At 30.8% G+C, this 19,715-nt stretch carries 21 protein-coding genes and 2 tRNA genes; 16 read left to right on the plus strand and 7 right to left on the minus strand.

The window, feature by feature from the left end; translation table 11 throughout:
- The first annotated feature begins 341 nt into the window (after window positions 1-341).
- From F7B34_RS00875 to hypA, 3 genes are all read left to right on the plus strand, one after another.
- Complete coding sequence (locus tag F7B34_RS00875; protein ID WP_292459546.1) at window positions 342-515, plus strand: CooT family nickel-binding protein; 174 nt, start codon at window positions 342-344, stop codon at window positions 513-515.
- Window positions 516-527: 12 nt separating this feature from the next.
- Complete coding sequence (locus tag F7B34_RS00880; RefSeq protein ID WP_292459548.1) at window positions 528-923, plus strand: Zn-ribbon domain-containing OB-fold protein; 396 nt, start codon at window positions 528-530, stop codon at window positions 921-923.
- A gap of 82 nt (window positions 924-1,005) precedes the next feature.
- The gene (gene hypA / locus F7B34_RS00885) at window positions 1,006-1,386 is read left to right on the plus strand and encodes a hydrogenase maturation nickel metallochaperone HypA (protein WP_292459549.1); all 381 of its coding nucleotides are present in this window, start codon (window positions 1,006-1,008) and stop codon (window positions 1,384-1,386) included.
- 2 nt (window positions 1,387-1,388) lie between these two features.
- Here the strand turns inward: hypA and F7B34_RS00890 are convergent, their stop codons facing one another.
- Window positions 1,389-2,672, minus strand: coding sequence for an MBL fold metallo-hydrolase (locus F7B34_RS00890; RefSeq protein WP_292459551.1), 1,284 nt, complete (start codon window positions 2,670-2,672; stop codon window positions 1,389-1,391).
- A gap of 176 nt (window positions 2,673-2,848) precedes the next feature.
- Between F7B34_RS00890 and topA the strand changes: the two genes are divergently transcribed.
- Complete coding sequence (gene topA / locus F7B34_RS00895) at window positions 2,849-5,170, plus strand: DNA topoisomerase I (protein WP_292459553.1); 2,322 nt, start codon at window positions 2,849-2,851, stop codon at window positions 5,168-5,170.
- Window positions 5,171-5,315: 145 nt separating this feature from the next.
- Here the strand turns inward: topA and F7B34_RS00900 are convergent, their stop codons facing one another.
- Window positions 5,316-6,095: an AAA family ATPase gene (locus F7B34_RS00900; protein WP_292459555.1), complete on the minus strand. Its 780-nt coding sequence runs from the start codon at window positions 6,093-6,095 to the stop codon at window positions 5,316-5,318.
- A 146-nt stretch (window positions 6,096-6,241) separates the two neighbouring features.
- Here F7B34_RS00900 and spcS point away from each other — a divergent pair, with 146 nt between their 5' ends.
- From spcS to F7B34_RS00940, 8 genes are all read left to right on the plus strand, one after another.
- The gene (gene spcS / locus F7B34_RS00905) at window positions 6,242-7,561 is read left to right on the plus strand and encodes an O-phosphoseryl-tRNA(Sec) selenium transferase (protein WP_292459557.1); all 1,320 of its coding nucleotides are present in this window, start codon (window positions 6,242-6,244) and stop codon (window positions 7,559-7,561) included.
- A gap of 14 nt (window positions 7,562-7,575) precedes the next feature.
- A complete protein-coding gene (minD, locus tag F7B34_RS00910; RefSeq protein WP_292459559.1) occupies window positions 7,576-8,358 on the plus strand; it encodes a cell division ATPase MinD in 783 nt (260 codons plus the stop codon).
- Window positions 8,355-8,534: a hypothetical protein gene (locus tag F7B34_RS00915; RefSeq protein WP_292459561.1), complete on the plus strand. Its 180-nt coding sequence runs from the start codon at window positions 8,355-8,357 to the stop codon at window positions 8,532-8,534. The genes minD and F7B34_RS00915 overlap by 4 nt, the downstream gene beginning before the upstream one ends.
- Before the next feature lie 39 nt (window positions 8,535-8,573).
- Window positions 8,574-9,263, plus strand: coding sequence for a hypothetical protein (locus F7B34_RS00920; RefSeq protein WP_292459563.1), 690 nt, complete (start codon window positions 8,574-8,576; stop codon window positions 9,261-9,263).
- An 89-nt stretch (window positions 9,264-9,352) separates the two neighbouring features.
- A complete protein-coding gene (locus tag F7B34_RS00925) occupies window positions 9,353-10,051 on the plus strand; it encodes a glycosyltransferase family 2 protein (RefSeq protein ID WP_292459671.1) in 699 nt (232 codons plus the stop codon).
- Window positions 10,052-10,141: 90 nt separating this feature from the next.
- Complete coding sequence (gene aroE / locus F7B34_RS00930; RefSeq protein WP_292459565.1) at window positions 10,142-10,984, plus strand: shikimate dehydrogenase; 843 nt, start codon at window positions 10,142-10,144, stop codon at window positions 10,982-10,984.
- 616 nt (window positions 10,985-11,600) lie between these two features.
- A complete protein-coding gene (gene hisC / locus F7B34_RS00935; protein WP_292459673.1) occupies window positions 11,601-12,719 on the plus strand; it encodes a histidinol-phosphate transaminase in 1,119 nt (372 codons plus the stop codon).
- A 103-nt stretch (window positions 12,720-12,822) separates the two neighbouring features.
- Window positions 12,823-12,987 (plus strand): hypothetical protein, encoded by a 165-nt coding sequence (locus F7B34_RS00940; RefSeq protein WP_292459567.1) that lies wholly within the window; start codon window positions 12,823-12,825, stop codon window positions 12,985-12,987.
- Between the two features lie 40 nt (window positions 12,988-13,027).
- Here the strand turns inward: F7B34_RS00940 and selD are convergent, their stop codons facing one another.
- Entirely contained in the window at window positions 13,028-14,092 is a 1,065-nt protein-coding gene (gene selD / locus F7B34_RS00945; protein ID WP_292459569.1) for a selenide, water dikinase SelD, read from the minus strand.
- Between the two features lie 161 nt (window positions 14,093-14,253).
- Here selD and F7B34_RS00950 point away from each other — a divergent pair, with 161 nt between their 5' ends.
- The 3 genes from F7B34_RS00950 (at window position 14,254) to npdG (ending at window position 16,608) form a co-directional block, all read left to right on the plus strand.
- On the plus strand, window positions 14,254-14,703 hold the full coding sequence (locus F7B34_RS00950) for an HAD family hydrolase (RefSeq protein WP_292459571.1): 450 nt from the start codon (window positions 14,254-14,256) through the stop codon (window positions 14,701-14,703).
- Between the two features lie 327 nt (window positions 14,704-15,030).
- Window positions 15,031-15,870, plus strand: a complete 840-nt coding sequence (locus tag F7B34_RS00955) for a sugar phosphate isomerase/epimerase (RefSeq protein WP_292459573.1) — start codon at window positions 15,031-15,033, stop codon at window positions 15,868-15,870.
- Window positions 15,871-15,933: 63 nt separating this feature from the next.
- Window positions 15,934-16,608: an NADPH-dependent F420 reductase gene (gene npdG / locus F7B34_RS00960; protein WP_292459575.1), complete on the plus strand. Its 675-nt coding sequence runs from the start codon at window positions 15,934-15,936 to the stop codon at window positions 16,606-16,608.
- 26 nt (window positions 16,609-16,634) lie between these two features.
- On the opposite strand, the gene F7B34_RS00965 is transcribed toward npdG, so the two are convergent.
- The 4 genes from F7B34_RS00965 to F7B34_RS00980 form a co-directional block, all read right to left on the minus strand.
- The gene (locus F7B34_RS00965; RefSeq protein ID WP_292459577.1) at window positions 16,635-17,084 is read right to left on the minus strand and encodes a flavodoxin family protein; all 450 of its coding nucleotides are present in this window, start codon (window positions 17,082-17,084) and stop codon (window positions 16,635-16,637) included.
- A 100-nt stretch (window positions 17,085-17,184) separates the two neighbouring features.
- Window positions 17,185-18,537 carry a signal recognition particle protein Srp54 gene (locus F7B34_RS00970; protein WP_292459579.1) on the minus strand — a complete coding sequence of 451 codons (1,353 nt, stop codon included), beginning with the start codon at window positions 18,535-18,537 and terminating at the stop codon, window positions 17,185-17,187.
- A gap of 47 nt (window positions 18,538-18,584) precedes the next feature.
- Complete coding sequence (locus tag F7B34_RS00975) at window positions 18,585-19,145, minus strand: UbiX family flavin prenyltransferase (protein ID WP_292459582.1); 561 nt, start codon at window positions 19,143-19,145, stop codon at window positions 18,585-18,587.
- Window positions 19,146-19,384: 239 nt separating this feature from the next.
- Window positions 19,385-19,469 (minus strand) — tRNA-Leu (locus tag F7B34_RS00980).
- 124 nt (window positions 19,470-19,593) lie between these two features.
- On the opposite strand from F7B34_RS00980, the gene F7B34_RS00985 reads away from it, so the two are divergent.
- Window positions 19,594-19,706, plus strand: a tRNA-Met gene (locus F7B34_RS00985).
- The last annotated feature ends 9 nt before the right edge of the window (window positions 19,707-19,715 follow it).

The raw sequence follows: 19,715 nt of genomic DNA on the forward strand, positions 1-19,715 counted from the left end.
AAAAAATAAATTAAATAAAAATAAAAAAATCAAAAACCTAAAAAAGTGAAATTGTGGTTGTGGAAATTATTATATAATCTAATTTCTTCACTAAAAAATTGGTAAAATTCATAACATTCGCAATTTAACAAATATCAATAGAAATGAAAAGATTTAGAATTAATTATATTTGATATATTATTATTGCATGTTTATGATTATCCTCCTATATACTAATTGGAGATTTGGCAATATATTTCTTAGCGCGTGATTTTATAATAATTATTTAATGGTTATAGGGATTGATTATGCCAAATATAATGGAAAGTTAGAATTTAGTGATAATTTAATGAGGTGAAATAATGTGTAATCTCAACCTATATATAAATGACGAACTCTTAATGGAGGATATCATGATTGTTGAAAAAAAGGATGGTAAGATAATAGCAGTTGATTTATTTGGAGATGTAAAAGAGCTCGATGGAGAAATAATAAAAATCGACTTAATTGAAAATAAAATAGTAATAAAAAATTAATGGTGATAATATATGGTGGTAAGAACTTGGAGGCACATTAATGAAAGATATAACCTTATAGGAACAAGATGTAAAACTTGTGGGACAGTTTATTTTCCTTCAAGAAATGTATGTCCAAAATGTAGGAGAAGAGGAGAACTTGAACCATATAAACTCAGTGGAAAGGGAAAAATATATACCTATTCTATAATATACACGCCACCAAAGGATTTTGAAAAAATGGCACCTTATGTAATAGCTGTAATAGAATTAGATGAAGGACCAAAACTAACTGCACAGGTTGATTGCGATATTAATGAGGTTTATATTGGCATGCCTGTGGAGGTGGCATTTAGAAGGATAAAAGAGGATGGTAAAGATGGAGTTATTAGTTATGGATATAAATTTAAACCTATTGAAGAATTATAATTAAGTATTATATCCTATTTATTATTATTTAAATTATTTTTTATTCTTATTATTTTATTATTTTTATTTAAAGGTGTATATGATGCATGAATTATCCTATGCAACATCTATATTGAATACAATTTTAGATACAATAAACAGTCAAGATTTGAAAGGTAAAAATATTAAAAAAATTTCCAAAATAAATTTAGAAATTGGAGAATTGATATTTATAAACTTTGAACAGTTAAAATTCGCATTTGAAGTAATCTCAGAATCCACAGTATGTGAAGGTGCAGAGTTGGTGGCAGAATTCATAAAACCGCACATTGTATGTAAAAACTGCGGATATGAGGGCGAGTTGGAGCCAAAAGATGAATTCGATGTTTCATGTCCAAAATGTGGTAGTTTATCTTTGAAAATAAAGGGTGGAAAAGAATTCAATATAAAAAACATAATAGCTGAATTTGACGATGAAAAATAATATTATATTTTTATTTTATCGCATAATTTTGGAACAAATGTATTAAATCCTTCTCCAATTGCCCATTCTTTAAATGTATTTATTGGTTCTTCTTCTCCATGCTGTATTATTAGATTCTCAGGATTTGCCTTTTTTACGACTGTTCTTAATTCATCCATTCCAGCATGTGCTGAGAATTCATAGAAAGATATTTCAAATTTTGGTTTTATCACCATCTCTCCAATTGGAAATTTTCCAGTTTCAAGAAGTATTCTTCCAGCAGTATTTTTCACCTGATAACCTGTGAATATCAAGGAGCTCTTAGGGTCATTCCAGAAGTTGCTTATATATTTTATCACAGGTCCCCCATTAAGCATTCCAGCAGTGCTAACTACTACACCACCATTTTCCTTTAAATCTCTCATCACATAGTGCCTCTCATCGCTTTCTACTGTGTATGTGTTTAAAAATACTCTTTTAAGCTTTTTATGATTTCTGATATATTTGGGGTGTTGCCTTAGCATAATCTCTGTTATTTTTATTCCCATTCCATCAAGGTATATGGGATTATCCAAATTTAAATCGCTTAGCATTAAAATTGCCTCCTGGCTCCTATCGACTGCAAAGGCAGGAATTATTGCAGTGCCTCTCCTTTCCACAGTTTCTTTTACCTTATTTAAAAATTCCTTTTCAAGCTGTTTTCTATCCGGATGATTTTTATCTCCATAGGTTGATTCAATAATCAGAACATCTATATCATTATCGCAAAAACTTAAATCTGCCCCCTTAGTGAGCCTTGTTTTTGAAAGCTTAATATCGCCAGTATATAGAACCTTCCTGTTATTGGCATAATTTAAATAGATTGAAGCACTTCCTGGGATATGTCCAGCATCAAAAAATGTATATTCAAAATCCCTCATGAAATATGTTTTTCCATATTCTACATTTTTATGATGGTGAAGTATTCTGTTTATATCTCCCTTATTAAATGGAAGCTCCCTATGTTCCTCCATGCCTATTTTTAATGAATCTTTTAGGAGCTCCTTTGTCAGTGCCCTAGTCATTGAAGTTGAATATATTGGACAGTGCAAATGCAGATGAGATAGTATAGGTAAAGAACCTGTATGGTCAAGATGGGCATGGGATATAAAAACAGCATCAGGATATATCTTATTTAATATTGGATATTCTGGGTTATTCTCAGACAATTTTACTCCACAGTCAAGGAGTATATTGCTGTTATCACTTCTAACTTCTATACAACTTCTTCCTACTTCCATTGCTCCTCCCCTAAACACAATATCCATAAAATCCCTCTTTTTTATTTTTTAACCTATTAGCATATATCTATCTATATTTATTATTATATATTGTGGTTATCATATAATTACATAGCGGTTTAAAACTACATTGTGTTATATTTATATATCATTTAATATCAAAAAATGGTATTTATGAAAATTTTAAACGAGAAAGTGAAATCATGACTGATTTGATAATCTGTGAGAAACCAAATGTTGCAAAAAAAATAGCAAATACACTTGGAAAAGCTAAAAAAAAATCATTAAATAAGGTTCCATACTATGAATTGGAAAGGAATGGAAAAAAAATAATCGTTGCATCTGCTGTTGGACACTTATTTACATTGGAAGAGGTAAAAACCGATAAAAAGAAAAAATTTGGAGAATATCCTGTTTTTGACATAAGATGGGTTCCTGCTTCAACTATAAAGGGGAAGGAATATGTTCAAAAATACATAAACACGCTGAAAAAACTTGCAAAAGAAGCTGATGAGTTTTACATAGCATCAGACTGGGATATTGAAGGGGAATTGATAGGGTATCATGCGTTATACTACTGTTGCGGAAAAAAAGATGCAAAAAGAATGAGATTTTCTAGTTTAACTAAAAATGAAATTGTTAAAGCATACGAGAATCCTGATAAAATAGATTTTGGGCTTGTTGATGCAGGGGATAGTAGGCATAAGGTAGATTGGTATTATGGTATAAATGTTTCAAGAGCTTTGATGCAGTCCATAAGGGCAGTCAATAGATGGCAGACTATGAGCACAGGTAGGGTTCAAGGTCCTGCACTATCATTTTTAGTTGATAAGGAGCTGGAAATAAGAAAGTTTGTTCCAACACCCTACTGGGTAATCGGAGCTCACTTAAAGGATGAACTCACGGCTATTCATGAAAAGGATAAATTTTGGGATGAAAAGGAAGCTAATGAAATTTACAACAAAATAAAGGATGAAAAAGAGACAGTAGTTTCAAGTGTCAAAAAAACTAAGAAAAAGATAAAACCAAATCCACCATTTGATTTGGGGACATTGCAAAGGGAGGCACATAGGGCATTTAAATTTTCACCAAAAAAGACGCAGGAAATAGCTCAGAAGCTTTATGAGCAAGGAATATGCTCTTACCCTAGAACATCCTCTCAAAAGCTTCCAAAGGATGAAAATTACATAAAGGATATTTTAACCAAAATTTCAAAACATAGCGATTATAAAAAATATGCCGAGCTCATTTTAAATGAAAATAGAAAACCAATAGAAGGTAAAAAAAGCGACCCTGCACACCCTGCAATACACTTTGTAGATATTCCAAAAGAACCACTGGCTGATGACGAGAAAAAATTATACGATTTAATTGTAAGAAGAACGTTGGCAGCCTTTTGGGGTGATGCAGAAAGGGAATATGTCAATGTAGTATTGAACATTGGTGGAGAAAACTTTAAACTCAGCGGTTCAAGAACTGTAAAAGAGGGGTGGCACGAGATATATTACTTCACAAAGTTTGATGAAAAAGAGCTCCCAAGTTTGAGAAAAAACGATAAAATACCTGTTGAAAAAATAACCATTGAAAGAAAGGAAACAAAACCACCCAAAAGATATACAATGGCATCTATTATAAAAGAACTCGAATCAAGGGAGTTAGGGACAAAAGCTACTCGTGCTGATATTGTAGAAAAACTCGTAAAAAGAGGATATTTAATTGATGACGGCTCTTTAAAAGTGACTGATTTGGGGATAGCAGTAATTGAAACCCTTAAAAAATACTGTCCTGAAATAATTGATGAACAGATGACAAGAGAGCTGGAAAAGAAACTGGATAGATTACAGAAAGGAACCATAAAAAAGGAAACCGTTTTAAAAGATGCTGAAAATAAGTTAAGGGCGATACTTGAAGAGGTTAAAAAGAAGGAAAAAGAAATAGGAAAGGAACTGGTGGAAAAGATAGATACAACAAACAAATCTTTAAAAACTGTTGGTAAGTGCGAATGTGGCGGAGATTTAATAATAATCAGGGCAAAAGGTAAAAAAAGGTTTATAGGATGCACAAACTATCCAGAATGCACAAAAACTTATCCATTACCTCAGAAAGGAAGGATAAAGGTTTTAAATGAGACCTGTGAAGTTTGCGGAGCTCCGGTGATAAGCATAGATAATCAGAAAGTCTGCATAAATCCAGAGTGTTCGTCAAAAATATCCAGTGAAGAACAAAAAGAAATAGAAAAAGCTGAAAAAGCTGAAAAAACCTGCCCAAAATGTGGTGGAAAGCTAGTAATTAAAAAAGGAATTTACGGCGTATTTTTAGGCTGTGAAAATTATCCAAAGTGTAGATATACGGAAAAGCTGAACGGTAAAAATAAAACTGAATCTGAAAAGGTAATAGTAGGTAAATGTCCCGACTGTGGCGGAGATTTAATAATAAGGAAGGGAAGATTTGGGGAATTCATAGGATGTTCAAACTATCCAAAGTGTAAATATACGGAAAAATTAAAAAAGAAAAATAAAAAATAATTAAAAAATAAGAAGGTTTTTTCTTGAAAATTTAACTTTCGCTTACTTCGTAAGCGAAATGAAGGATTTATAACAAGGGGCTTCCTGTGCTATAAGTTAAATTTAAATTTTGAATATCATAATATATATGCTTATGCAATATTTCTTAGGATTCTTTATTATTGATTATTTTATTGAATAATTTTTCAAGTTCTTTCCCAACATTTGAATTCAAATCAATGGGTTTTCCTATTAAATCTGATGAAGAAACTTCGTTACTATATGGTATATATGCCAATATGGGAATACCTACCTCCTCTTCAAATATTTTGCCAAATGTCTCTTTTTCCATATTATCTTTTATTTTATTAACAACGGCATATATATTGGATATATTGATATCATATGCAAGTTTTTTTATTCTTTTTGCAGTTAGCATAGATTTTTTAGAGGGTTCTACTACAACAATCATTAAATCAACATTTTCGGTGGTTTTTCTTCCTAAATGTTCTATACCTGCTTCCATATCCATAATAACTACTTCATTTCTTTTTAATATTAAATGTCTCAAAAGTCGCCTAAGTAAAACTGAAGCGGGACATACACATCCTCCTCCTCCTTGTTCAATGGTGCCCATTACAAGTAAATATATGTTTCCCTTTCCAGCTCGGTATGAATACTTTTCAACAATATCATCCACTTTTGGATTAATTTTAAAAACACTTCCATACTCCCCTACCTTTGCACCAGTTCGTTCCTCTATAAGCTCACCCATTTTTGACAATGGTGTTATTTCCTCATCAATCCCTAATGCACATGCAAGATTCATATCCGGGTCTGCATCAACAGCTATAACCTTATATCCATTTTTTTCAAATAGTCGTGCCAGTGTAGATGATATAAATGTTTTTCCTACTCCACCTTTTCCAGTGATTGCTATTTTCATAATTTCACTATATCTTTTAATTAATTTTAAATATATTTAATAATATATTTAGTTATATATAAATCATAAATAAATGTATCCATCTGAAATTTAATAATTTTTATTTTGGATATATCCATATAATACTAATATAAAAAGTGATATTTATGTTTAATTTAAATATAGTTGGAATGCTTCCAAAAAATATGGAAAATAGAGGTATGTTGGTATTAAAGGATAATTTAAAAGAGATTGAAGAAATCCTAAACCATAGAAGCATACCCAAAAATGGATTGGATGATGAAAAAATAAAATTATTTTTAAAATTACTTTCCCTTATGGATACGGATAAAGACCCTAAATCTATAAGAATAGGAGAGAGGGAAGGGAGATTATCATCAAAAATTCAGGAAGAATTGGTTTCTGGCTTTTGTCATGGTGTTGGGAGAAGTGGAAATTTAACAGACCCTCAGCCAAAAGCCCCAGGAGCAAGTGTAATGTATGGATTAACAAACAGTATTTTAAAAAGTTTTTTGAAAAATTTGGGTTTAAATGTTCATTCAATAGCTACACCAGTAGCAACTGGAATGTCAATAGCACTGTGTTTAAGTGCGTCAAGGAAAAAATACAATTCAAATGTGGTTGTATATCCTTATGCAGCACATAAAAGTCCAATAAAGGCTGTATCTTTTGCAGGACTCAGAATGCGACTAGTTGAAACTAAATTATATGAAGATGCTGTAAAGGTTGATGTTGAAGATATAGAAGATGCCATAAAAAATGAAATAAAATCCAACAACAACCCATGTGTTTTAAGCACCCTTACATTTTTTCCACCAAGGGAGGGGGACGATATCGAAGAAATAGCAAAAATTTGTGATGAATATAATATTCCACACATAATAAATGGGGCATACGCCATTCAAAATAAATTTTACATCAATAAATTAAAGAAGGCATTTAAATATAGGGTGGATGCAGTGGTGAGCTCATCCGATAAAAATTTGCTGACCCCAATAGGTGGTGGGATAATATATTCAAAGGATAAAGAATTTTTAAATGAAGTTTCCCTTAGCTATCCAGGTAGGGCTTGTGCAACTCCGATTGTAAATATATTGGTTTCAATGTTGTCATTGGGGTTAAATAAATATTTGGAGCTTATGAAACAGCAAAAAGAAAGCAGAAAACTTTTGAATAATCTTTTAATGGAATTAGCAGAAGAGACAAATAATAAAGTTTTAAATATTAAAAACCCAATATCCTTATGTATTACCGTAGGTTTAGACCCTGTGGAAATTGCAGGTAAATTATACAATCTAAGAATTACTGGTCCAAGGGGAGTAAGGTCCTCAGATAAATTTGGTAATTGTTATTTGGGTAATTATCCCCATAATTATGTTGTTATGAACGCAGCAATTGGGGTTAAAAATGAAGATGTTATTGTTGCAGTTGAAAAATTAAGAAATATATTATTAAATATTAAATAATATTAGGTGAAAAGATGGCAATAACTATTGCAATAGCTTCTGGTAAGGGTGGTACAGGTAAAACCACCGTTTCAGCCAATTTATCAGTGGCACTTTCAAAATTTGGAAAGGATGTTATTGTGCTTGATGCAGATATAGCTATGGCAAATTTGGAACTTGTAATGGGTTTGGATGGGAAGCCAATAACCTTAAATGATGTTCTTGCTGGTAATGCAAATATAGAACAGGCCATTTATGAAGGACCTGCTGGTGTAAAGGTAGTCCCTGCTGGTGTATCATTAGATAGTTTTAAAAAGGCTAAACCCGAGAAATTATTGGATGTATTAACAAAGTTGCATGAAATTGGAGATATTATAATAATAGATTGCCCAGCAGGTATTGGAAAGGAGGCATTAACTGCAATATCAACTGCTGAACATTTAATATTAATAGTAAATCCTGAAATATCATCCATTTCTGACGCTTTAAAGGTTGTGGCTATTGCAAGAAGATTTGAAACTAATATATTGGGAACAATAATTAATAGAACCACCATGGAGGATTCTGAATTGAGTGCCAAAGCTATTGAAACAATATTGGAAGTTCCCGTAATTGGAATAATTCCCGAAGATCCGAACATAAGAAGATGTGCGGCATTTGGAGAACCCATTGTATTAAAATATCCAGATTCTCCTGCTTCACAGGCTATAATGCAAATTGCGGCAAAATTAACTGGGAAGAAATATATTCCTAAACAAACTGAGGAAAAATCATTTATTAAAAAGTTTATTAAGGGGTTATTCGGAGGGAGAAAATGATAGATATAACCGTAGTTCTTATAATGGCGATTATTAGCCTATTAATAAATATTGTATTGTTTATCAAACTTGTGCAGTTGAAAAAAGAATTGGACAATGTTAAGCATTCCACTAGACTTACCCGTGAGGAGGTGGAAAAACTAAACGAGAGATTAAAGAGGATTAAAAGTTTATAATTTTTTATTATTTTAAATAAAAATTTTTTGGTGGATACTATGAAAAGGTTATTTTTGATGATAACTTCTATTTTTATATTAACAACTATGAATTATGGTTCTGAACTCATAAATATAAGCCCAAAAATAATAAATAATAATACCAATGATATTTATATTATATACCATCTAAATAATACACTTCCAATATACAATTTTACTTTGCTTGTAAATTCCAATAGTGTAATGTTTAAAAATAATTCAGTGAATATAGCCCATATCAAGGAATATCATGGAGTTTATAGAAATTTCAGTGGCAAAATTATAAAAAATATGGATAAATATAACATTACTATATCTGTTAGATATATATTGAACAACTCATTGGTGAGTTATATAAAATATTACCATATAAAATACAGCAATTTTTCGGTGAAAAAACTAAATCACTACAATAGTAATAGTAATTTAAGCAATTATTATGTAAATAAATATCAAAGTAATAAAAGCAATATTACAAAAAGTATAATAAACGACACATTTAACCATAGAAATGTTATATCTTCAGAAAATAACAATGGGAACAAGAAAAAATTAAAAAATAATTCAAAACCTACGAATTATAGTTTAAGCACCAATAAATCTTTAAACAAAAAAGAGAATCAATTTGATTACATTATTTATGCAATAGTTGGTTTGATATTTGGCATTATTATTGCCATAATGGTGTTATATGTGTATGGGTTATAACAGCACTATTTTTTAATTTTTTAATTTTTTATATTATTATGTATGACTTATTAAGTTAATTAAGTTAATAAGTGAATAATATGGATAAAATGGTTGTAGTGATTCCAGCATATAATGAAGAAAAAAATATTTTAAAAGTTTTAAATGATTTGAATAGTCTCAATGTTGATTCAATAGTTGTAGATGATGGAAGTTTGGATGGGACAAAATTTGTTATTGAAAATTATATAAAAAACAATACAGCTAAAAATAAAATATATCCAATATTTAAAAATAAAAATGAAGGAAAATCAAAAGCATTGGAAGATGGAACTAAATTGGCGTTAAAACAAGGATACAAATATATTGTGTATATGGATGGGGACTACCAGCACAAACCAAGTGATATTCCAAAAATGTTTAAAACATTGGAGAAAACTAATGCAGACGCTGTTTTTGGTATTAGAAGATATAATTATATTCCATTTTATAGGCAAATATCAAATTTTCTTGCGAGTATGTTAATGTCGTTAATAATCTCGATATATTCTAAAAAAATTTACTTTTTTAGAGATATACAGAGTGGATTTAGGATTATTAAAAGCGATTTTTTAAATAATGTATATTTCGGCGAAGGTTATAGTGTAGAGCATTTAATAGCCCTTCAATTGGCAAAAAAAAATGCTAAAATTGTTGAAGAATATATTAAAATTGAATACCATCCTGATGCAACATCCCATATTACAACAAAAAAGATATTTGATGTTATGAAAGAGGTTGCAAAATTTGTTTTAATAAAAAAACAATAATTTATAAATATATATGAATTATTTTTTATTTTTATTATATTTATTTTATCATAATTTACAATATAAAAGAAATTAAAAAAAAGTGATAATATGATAGATTCGAAAACTAAACTATTAGGGCTTATAGGACATCCTGTTGAGCATTCCTTATCCCCGATAATGCACAATGAGGCATTAAATGATAAAAATCTAAATTATGTATATCTCGCATTTGATGTTCTTCCCGAAAATTTAAAGTATGTTGTTGATGGAGTAAAATCTCTTGGAACAGTGGGTGGATTTAATGTAACTATCCCGTATAAAGTGGATATAATGAAATACCTTGATGAAATAGATAAAGAGGCTGAGCTTATGGGTGCAGTAAATACTGTAAAACTAAAAGATAATAGGGCAATAGGGTATAACACCGATGGTTTAGGAGCAAGAATGTCCCTTGAAGAAGAAATCGGGAAGGTAGAAAATAAAAACATACTGATAATCGGTGCAGGCGGGGCTGCAAGAGCTGTGGCATTTGAACTTGCAAAAAACAATAATTTAACGATTGTAAATAGAACTGATAAAAAGGCGGAGCTCCTTGCAAAAGAAATATCTAAAAAATTAAATAAACATGTATATTATAATAATTTAGATATAAATATTGGCGATTTCGATATAATTATCCATACCACTCCAATAGGCATGTATCCAAATGTTAATGTGAATCCTATAATAGACACCAATAAAATTGAAGAAAATATGGTTGTAATGGATTTAATATATAATCCAGAGGAAACAGTCCTTTTAAGAGAGGCGAAAAAACGGGGTGCAAAAACAATCAATGGTCTTGGAATGTTGGTGTATCAGGGAGCAATCTCTTTTGAGATATGGACGGGTGTTAAACCAGATATTGATGTTATGAAAAAGGCGATATATGCTTCATTAAAAAAGAATTAAAAAATTATTTATTAATATGAACCAAATTATATAAATTGAATAGGATAAAAAAGTTAAATTAAGTTTTTTTATTATTCCTCTGATTTAACAAATTCCACTACCATAAGCCATATACGCAATAATCCAAAAAAATAATGGAAGGAATATGTAATTTCTGAATGCAAATCTAATCCGTTATTAATTTCAAATAGTAATATTAATTAATATTGACAATTACAAATACCATGTCGGTTAAAAAGGTTTTAAGTTTATTATTATATGTTAGTGAACTACTGGCCTTATGGACGAAGCTTCCAGCCTGTCCCGTAGTCTTCACAGGCGTCACTGCACTGTCAGTCTTTGGACCTTTTCATTTAGGTAGCAATAAAATATTTGAGAATAACTATATAATTATATAAATTACGGCTTTCATCCTTCCGTAGCGAAGCGGAGGCTACAACTAGAAAAACCTTCGGTTTTTGTTGCTCACTTACTTTGTAAGCGAAATGAAGGATTTTTTATCCCTTATCTTCGCGAAGCGAGGATATATTACAATCAAACGAAGTTAAAATCCGAAGGATTTATAACAGAAGGGGACTTCTTGCGGAATAAGTTGAAAATAAAAATTGGTGATTACATGATAGATGATAAAATAAGAGATATAGTGAAATCTTTTAAAGCCTATGTTCCAGGGAAATCAAAGGAAGAAATAGCAAGAAATTACGGGATAAACCCAAAAGATATTATAAAATTAGGTTCAAATGAAAACCCATGGGGATGCTCTCCGAAAATAAAGAATGAAATATTTAAAGAGATTCCAAAAATTTATCAATATCCAGAACCAATAAATCCAATACTCATGGAAGAGCTCTCCAAATTTACAGGAGTTTCAAAGGAGAATATTGTTGTTGGTGGAGATGGTGCAGATGAGATAATAGATGCAACAATGAGGATATTGGTAAATAACGGCGATGAGGTAATTATTCCCATACCCACATTTACACAGTATAGAATATCCGCATTAATATATGGTGCAAAGGTAAAATATGCAAAATTTGACAAGGAAAAGGATTTTAAATTGGATATTGATAGTATTTTAAATAATATAACAGATAAAACAAAAATTATATTTCTATGTACCCCCAATAATCCAACAGGAAATATAATCGATAAAAAGGACATTGAAAAAATCATAAATTCAACGGACGCATTGGTGGTAATAGACCACGCCTATATAGAATATTCAAAAGAGGAATACGATTTAACAAACTGGGCATTAAAGTATGATAATGTTTTGGTGTTAAGAACATTTTCAAAGGTATTTGGTTTAGCAGGCCAGAGAATAGGCTACGGTATTACAAGTAAAAAAATCGTAGATTATATGATGAGGGTTAAACCAATATTCAGTTTAACAAGATTAAGCCAAATCTGTGCTATTACAGCACTAAGAGATAAGGAATTTTTCAATAAATCAAAAAATGATGGTATAAAGAGCAGAGAAATATTATACGAAGGATTGAAGAAATTTAAAGAATTAAAAGTATATCCATCTGAGGCAAACTATCTTTTAGTTGAGGTTAAGAATGGTATGAGCTCAGGTGAGTTTTGTGAAGAACTCTTAAAAAGAGGGGTAATTATAAGAGATTGCAAGTCTTTTGAAGGACTTGATGGAGAGTATGTAAGGGTTGCCATTGGAACTTTTGAAGAGGATAAAAGATTTTTGGAGATTTTAAGGGATTTAATGATGAATATCTAAATATCTAAATATTCAATATTATTATTTTTAAATATTTATGTTTTAAGTGGTTGATAATAGATTTCCCAATGATTATGAAAATTAAAAATATATGGTGATTTTATTGAAAGATTTAGATTTATACAATGAAGAATTATGCAAACGGACGATTGTAGATTTAGACAAATTGAAAACAAAAAAAGTCAAATGCAACTGCGGGTATGTGTTTAACTGCGTTGGTAAAAGAATATTATGTCCAAGATGCAAAAGAATTTTTATAGTAAAATAAAAAACACCCCTCCTAAAAAAGGTTCGGAGTGCTTTAAAACTTAAATCTCTAAAATCTTTACATCTTTACTTAAATAAGCCTTCCCAACACCTGATTTTTTAACCCTTCCAACTTCAAATGCATAGCATCCGTTTTTATGAAGTTTTTCTATTAAATCCTGAGCATACTCTTGTTTTGTGGATATAAATAATCCACCAGCAGTTTCAGCACCATATCCTTTTAATAGGACATGTCCAAACAACGGGGCCAATTCACAAGTTCCTTTTATTACTGGAAGTGCATTGATTTCAATTTCAACGGAGCTCTGTTTCGCCATTTCATTACCATGTCCAAGAATTCCAAAACCTGTTATATCTGTCATAGCATGAGCAATTTTTTCACCAATTTCTTCTTCAAGTTCTCGAAGTGATAAAAGTGGTTTTCTATTGGATGAAGTCATCAATTCAATGGCTTTGCTTATAATTTTATTCTTTTCAGATTTTTCAATGTCAAGTAAATCATCAAATTCAGGGCCTACCCTTGATAGTGCCATTGCAGTCTGGGTACCCAATGGTTTTGTTAATATTAAAATATCTCCTTCTTTTGCACAGCTTTTTGTTAATATATCCTCTTTTTTTCCAACCCCTGATACAGCCCCGCCTATTAAAGGCCATGGGTTTAAAATTGTATGACCTCCTACAATGGTTGTTTCATTTTCCCTGCAAAAGTCCTGAAATCCTTTTAACATATCTCTTGAAACTTCTATTGGAAGGCTTTCTGGAATTCCCATAATTACCAATACGCCTATAACATCCAATACACCCATGGCATACACATCACTTGTGGAATTGCACGCTGCAATTCTGCCTTGTAAATATGGGTCATCTACTATTGGGGTAAATACATCGACGGTTTTTACCACTGCCATACCGTTTCTGATAATTACTGCGGCATCATCACCTAATCCAACATATGTTTTTTTTAAATCATCTTCTGAGACTATTCCTTTTACTAAAAATTCCAATTCGGTGTTGGGAAGTTTGCATGCTCATCCGTGAAGTTTTACCATTTCTGTAAGTTTTATATCTTTTTTTACTTTTTTTGCTGCATTGTTATTTAGTTCCATAGGTTATCACCATTAATATATTTATACAATATATTATCAAAAATATTTATAATTATATATACCTACTATTTATTAATTTATGGATAAGTATAATTTATAAGTATCTATTTAAAAATTTAATAATTATTCAAAGATATTAATTTTTTTAATATAGTGATATTATGATAAGTATCCCAAACTATAAAGATATAAATGCTAAAACCGTTGTTTTTGATTTAAACGGAACCCTTGCAGTAGATGGAAAAGTAGATAACGAAATAAAAGATCTCTTAAATGAATTAAATAAAAAATATAATATAGTTGTGCTAACCGCAGACACATTTGGAACTATAAGAAGAGAATTTGAAGGAAGTGATATAATTATTGAAATAATAAAAAATACCGAAGAAAAGATGAATAAGGCAAAAAAACATGCTCCATATATTGGAGTTGGTAATGGAAATAACGACATAAACATGCTTAAAAATGCTGAGCTTGGGATAGCGGTAATTGGAAAAGAAGGATGTAGTATCAAAACTCTATTATCCGCAGATATTGTTGTAAATAATATTATGGATGCCATATATTTGCTGTTAAATGAGAAAAGAATGATAGCAACACTTAGGAAATAAAAAAATATAAAAAACTATATAATTTTCTTATTCTTTATTTTCCACCTACTTTTTATTTCTCGGTAGGTAATGAGCTTTTAGTGATATTATAAAAAGTTTTAAATTGATGTTTTTAACCGTGGTCTTCCCTTGCTTTTCCCTCCTAATTCTATCATTCATTTTTTAATAATAGCATCTGCTACTATCATGTGATTTTATAGCAAACTCACCATATATTGACTGTATACTGAGATTATAATTTTTCTTTTTTATATTTTATAGATAATATAAACCTTTATTTATAGTAGTTTCTATCTAAATATTATATATAATTATTTAGGTGATATTATGAAGTTTGGAGTATCTTCGCTTGTGTTTTTACCTGAAACATTGCAGTCATCCATAGAAAAGGTTGCCGAAAATAGGTTTGATTGTTGGGAAATTGTATGTGAAGGCAGCCATCAATTGAATCCTAAAAATATAAAATACCTTATGGAGTTAAAAAATAGGTATGAAGTGGATATTGTGGTTCATGCTCCATTCTCTGATTTAAATCCTGCTTCAATGAACGACAGAGTGAGACAACTAACTATCGACTGTATAGTGGAGGCAATTGAAGGGGCATTTGAACTTGATGCAAATGTTGTAACAGTTCATCCGGGATATATACCACCCTTGTGGTCAAATTACGTGGAGGATATATTGGTGGATAACAATTTTTCAACATTAAATGATATAGTTGAGGTAGCAGAAGATTATGAAGTTATGATTGGTTTGGAAAATATGCCCAATTATATGGGAGTTTTAGGTATAACCCCTGAGAGTTTGAAAGAGATTGTAAAAGATATAGATTCTAAGTATTTGGGTATTACCTTTGATATTGGTCATGCAAATACTGCCTGCGGAAATCCAAGTGAGTATGTTAAGGAATTAAATAAAATAGGAGAAGGTATTGTTCATGTTCATTGCCACGATAACAATGGAAACGACGATGAACATTTAAAAGTTGGAGATGGAAATATTGATTTTTTCAGTGTATTTAGGGAATTAAAGGATATGGATTATGAGGGTGTTATATCCTTTGAATCCAAAAATATAAGGGATGCAGTTAAAAGCAGAGAGATTGTTAAGGAACTATTGTCCAATATTGAGCTAAACAAAAGTAAAGTATTGAATATAAAAATATAAAATATAGTATGTGGTATTGATTATATAAATGATTGATAGGGATAATAGTAAAATGGTGATAAAATGAAAATAGCAATTTTAGGAGGAACAGGAGACCAAGGTTTTGGTTTAGCACTCAGATTTGCTAAAAATCACGATGTTATAATAGGTTCAAGAAAGGAGGAAAAAGCAGAAGAGGCATCAAATAAAGTAAAGGAAATATTATCCTCAAAGGGACTAAAATATAAAAATGTAATAGGTTTAGACAACAAAGAAGCTTCAAAAGAAGGGGATGTTGTTATTTTATCATTACCATATCAGTACATATTATCAACATTAAAGGATTTAAAAGAAGAATTAGCAGGTAAAATAGTTGTATCTATTGGAGTTCCACTGGCAACGGCAATAGGAGATAAGCCAACGAGGGTGGTTTTACCACCTCAGGGTTCAGTTGCTGAAATGGTTCAAGATTACTTAAAGAATTCAAAAGTGGTAAGTGCATTCCAAAATGTATGTTGTAAGGAGCTCGAAGATATAGACAACCCTGTGGATTGCGATATACTTGTTTGTGGAGATGATGCTGAATCAAAAAATATTATAATGTCTCTTGCAGAAGAAATCGATGGAGTTAGAGCAATAGACTGCGGAAAATTGGAGCTATCAAGCTACATAGAACAAATTACGCCACTCTTAATAGGGTTAAATATAAAATATAAATTAAAAGGTTCTGGAATAAGAATAACAGAATTAAAAGAATAATAACATAAAATTAGAAAAATTAAATGTTATCTATATTTTTTTATATTTTCAGCAAACTTTTTTGCATTCTCCAAATCCTCTTTATTTGGATGTCCTTTATTTATACCACCAATTAATTTGAACACTGAATAATCTTCATAACCTCTACATGAAAATTCTCCAACAATATTAAATTCCTTATTTTTTAATTTATTTCTCAAAATTTTATGATAAAGTGGTAAATCTATACCGTGCGTAGAAAATATAAATGCTTTTTTATTTTTGCCAGATATTTTATCCACAAGTTTTAAGAGCTCTTTATGATGTTTCCCAAAGTATATCCCAGAGCCAAATCCTATTAAACCGTATTTTTTAGTTTCATCGGGGTTTATTTTCTCCGGCTCAATAACATCTGCATTTAAGACCTCTGCCATAGCATCTGCTATTTTTTTAGTATTTCCGTGGTGTATGGATTTACAAATGATTAATGTTTTCATAATTCCCCCTTATTGTAAGGTAATTAAATAGTATAATATATGCTGAATAATAAAAATAAAATAGTAAATATATGCTTTGTAATCCTGCGGTGATTATTTATTATTCTTTAAACATTAACTGCCTCATTATTTTACCCATTGGACCTCCCATTTTAAGCATTTTTCCTCTTTTTAAATTCTGAAATGCGTTTTTAGTTGTGGCATAATATTTTAAGAGATCCTTTATCTCCTCCTGTTTAACTCCTGCACCCCTTGCTATTCTCTTCATTCTTGAAGCTTTAATTATCTCAGGATTTTCTTTTTCCTCCTTAGTCATGGAATCCATTATAATTTTATACTTCTTTAATTTCTGCTCTGTGAGATTTGCTGCATCTTTTGGAATAGCTCCTCCAAATCCTGGAATCATGCTCATTATTTGTTTCATAGGTCCCATTTTAGATATTGCTTCCAGCTGAGAGTATAATTCATTAAGTGTGAATTTTCCTTTTAATATGGCATCTATGCTTTCCTCCGTATCATCATCTATTAAATCCTCTGTTTTTTCAAGAAGTGAGTCCAAATCTCCCATTCCTAAAAGCCTTGAAATAAATTTATTTGGGTCGAATGGCTCCAAATCATCTACATTTTCCCCAGTACCTATGAATTTTATAGGTGCGTTTATCTCCGCCACGGCACTTAGGGCTCCCCCACCTTTTGCAGAACCATCCAATTTTGTAACGAGTATGCTTCCTATTTCACCTACTGCATCTTTAAATGCTTTTGCCTGATTTTTTGCCTGCTGTCCAAGTGTTCCATCTATTACAAGTATAATTTCGTCTGGATTTACAACATCTTTTATTTGTTTCATCTCCTTTAGAAGTCCAGCTTCTTCTTTATGTCTTCCTGCGGTATCTATTATCAAAACATCCATTTTTTTAAGGTTTTTAATACCATCTTTTGCAATTTCTATTGGAGTTTTTGTTTTTGTTTCATCACCATACAATGGAACATGTATCTTCTCTGCAAGCTGTTTTAGTTGCTGGTATGCCGCAGGTCTGTATATATCCGCCGCTATTAATCCAGGCTTTAAACCTCTTTTTTGGATGTATCTTGCAAGTTTTGCGGCACTTGTGGTTTTACCACTACCTTGAATACCTACAAGTAATATAATTGTTTGTTTTTTTGGATTTAACTCCAACTTTTGCCCTTCTTCACCAAGTAGTTTTACAAGTTCTTCATAAACAATTTTTAGTATATGCTCTTTTTTTGAAAGTCCTTTTGGTATATTTTCGTTTATTGCCCTTTTTTCTATTTCTTTACTCATTTTAAATACAAGTTTTACATTGACATCCGCCTGAATTAGTGCCTTTTGGATATCCTTAATTACTTCTTTTATAAGCTTTTTATCTACGAATGTAGCATTTTTTATTTTATTCAATGCGTTGGTGATGTTTTGTCCCAATTTATCAAGCATAATTTCACCTAATATCTTAATATCTTAAAATTAAAATTATTTTACAATTATTCTCTCCATCTTTTAAATAAATTGTTTTTCATTCCTAAATTGTCCAATATTCTCCCCACTACAAAATTAATAATATCATCTATTGTTTTTGGCTCATTGTAAAATCCAGGAATAGGGGGCATTATTAAAACTCCTAATTTTGAGAGTTTTAGCATGTTTTCAAGATGTATGGCACTAAAAGGCATTTCTCTTGGCATAACTATTAATTTTCTCTGCTCTTTTAGAGCTATATCACAAACCCTACATATTAAATTACTACTGTATCCATTTGCTATTGACGATAATGTCTTCATAGAACATGGCACTACAACAACGGCATCGAATATATTTGAACCTGATGCAACAGGTGAAAAGAAATCGTTATTTTCGTAGTATTCATCAGATAATTTTATAAAATCATCAATTGTAATTTTTAACTCATGTTTTATTATTTCTTTCGCTGATTTAGAAATTATTAAACAAGTTTTTACATTTTCATTATCCTTTAAAACTTCAAGAAGTCTTTTAGCATAGTGAGCTCCGCTTGCACCACTTACGCATACCACTATTTTTTTCATGTTATTTCTCCAACAATTATTATATATTGTATAAGATGAGGCATTATTTTTATATAAAATTTGTTAAAATATAATTATATATTAAAATAAACAAATATTACCTTCGCAAAAAAAATAGTGCGGGGGAATTGATTCAAACGCATCTTTTAAAAAAGGATGCTATCCAAAATCCAACCTCCACTCGCTATCACTCGTGTCGGTTGGAACCTGATATAGTAATATTGGTATAAAAAATATAGTGCGGGGGAAGGGATTTGAACCCTCGAACCCCTACGGGACTAGGCCCTCAACCTAGCGCCTTTGGCCAGACTTGGCAACCCCCGCTCACTTGCTATTTTTGCGGTTTAAAAACGCATAGTATGGTTTTCTATAATGATATATAAACCTTTCGGCGAAAAGTATATATATGAGATATTATTATCTAAGGATGCGTTAATAATTTAATAATGCCGAGGTGGCTTAGGCTGGTTATAGCGCTCGGCTCATACGGATATTCCCAAGGTGCTTTTCCTTGGGTCCTGGGAAACCGAGAGGTCGGGGGTTCAAGTCCCCCCCTCGGCATTTTTTATA

It is taken from the genome of Methanothermococcus sp. (genome assembly GCF_015523155.1).
In the GTDB taxonomy this organism is placed as follows: domain Archaea; phylum AGJL01; class Methanococci; order Methanococcales; family Methanococcaceae; genus Methanofervidicoccus.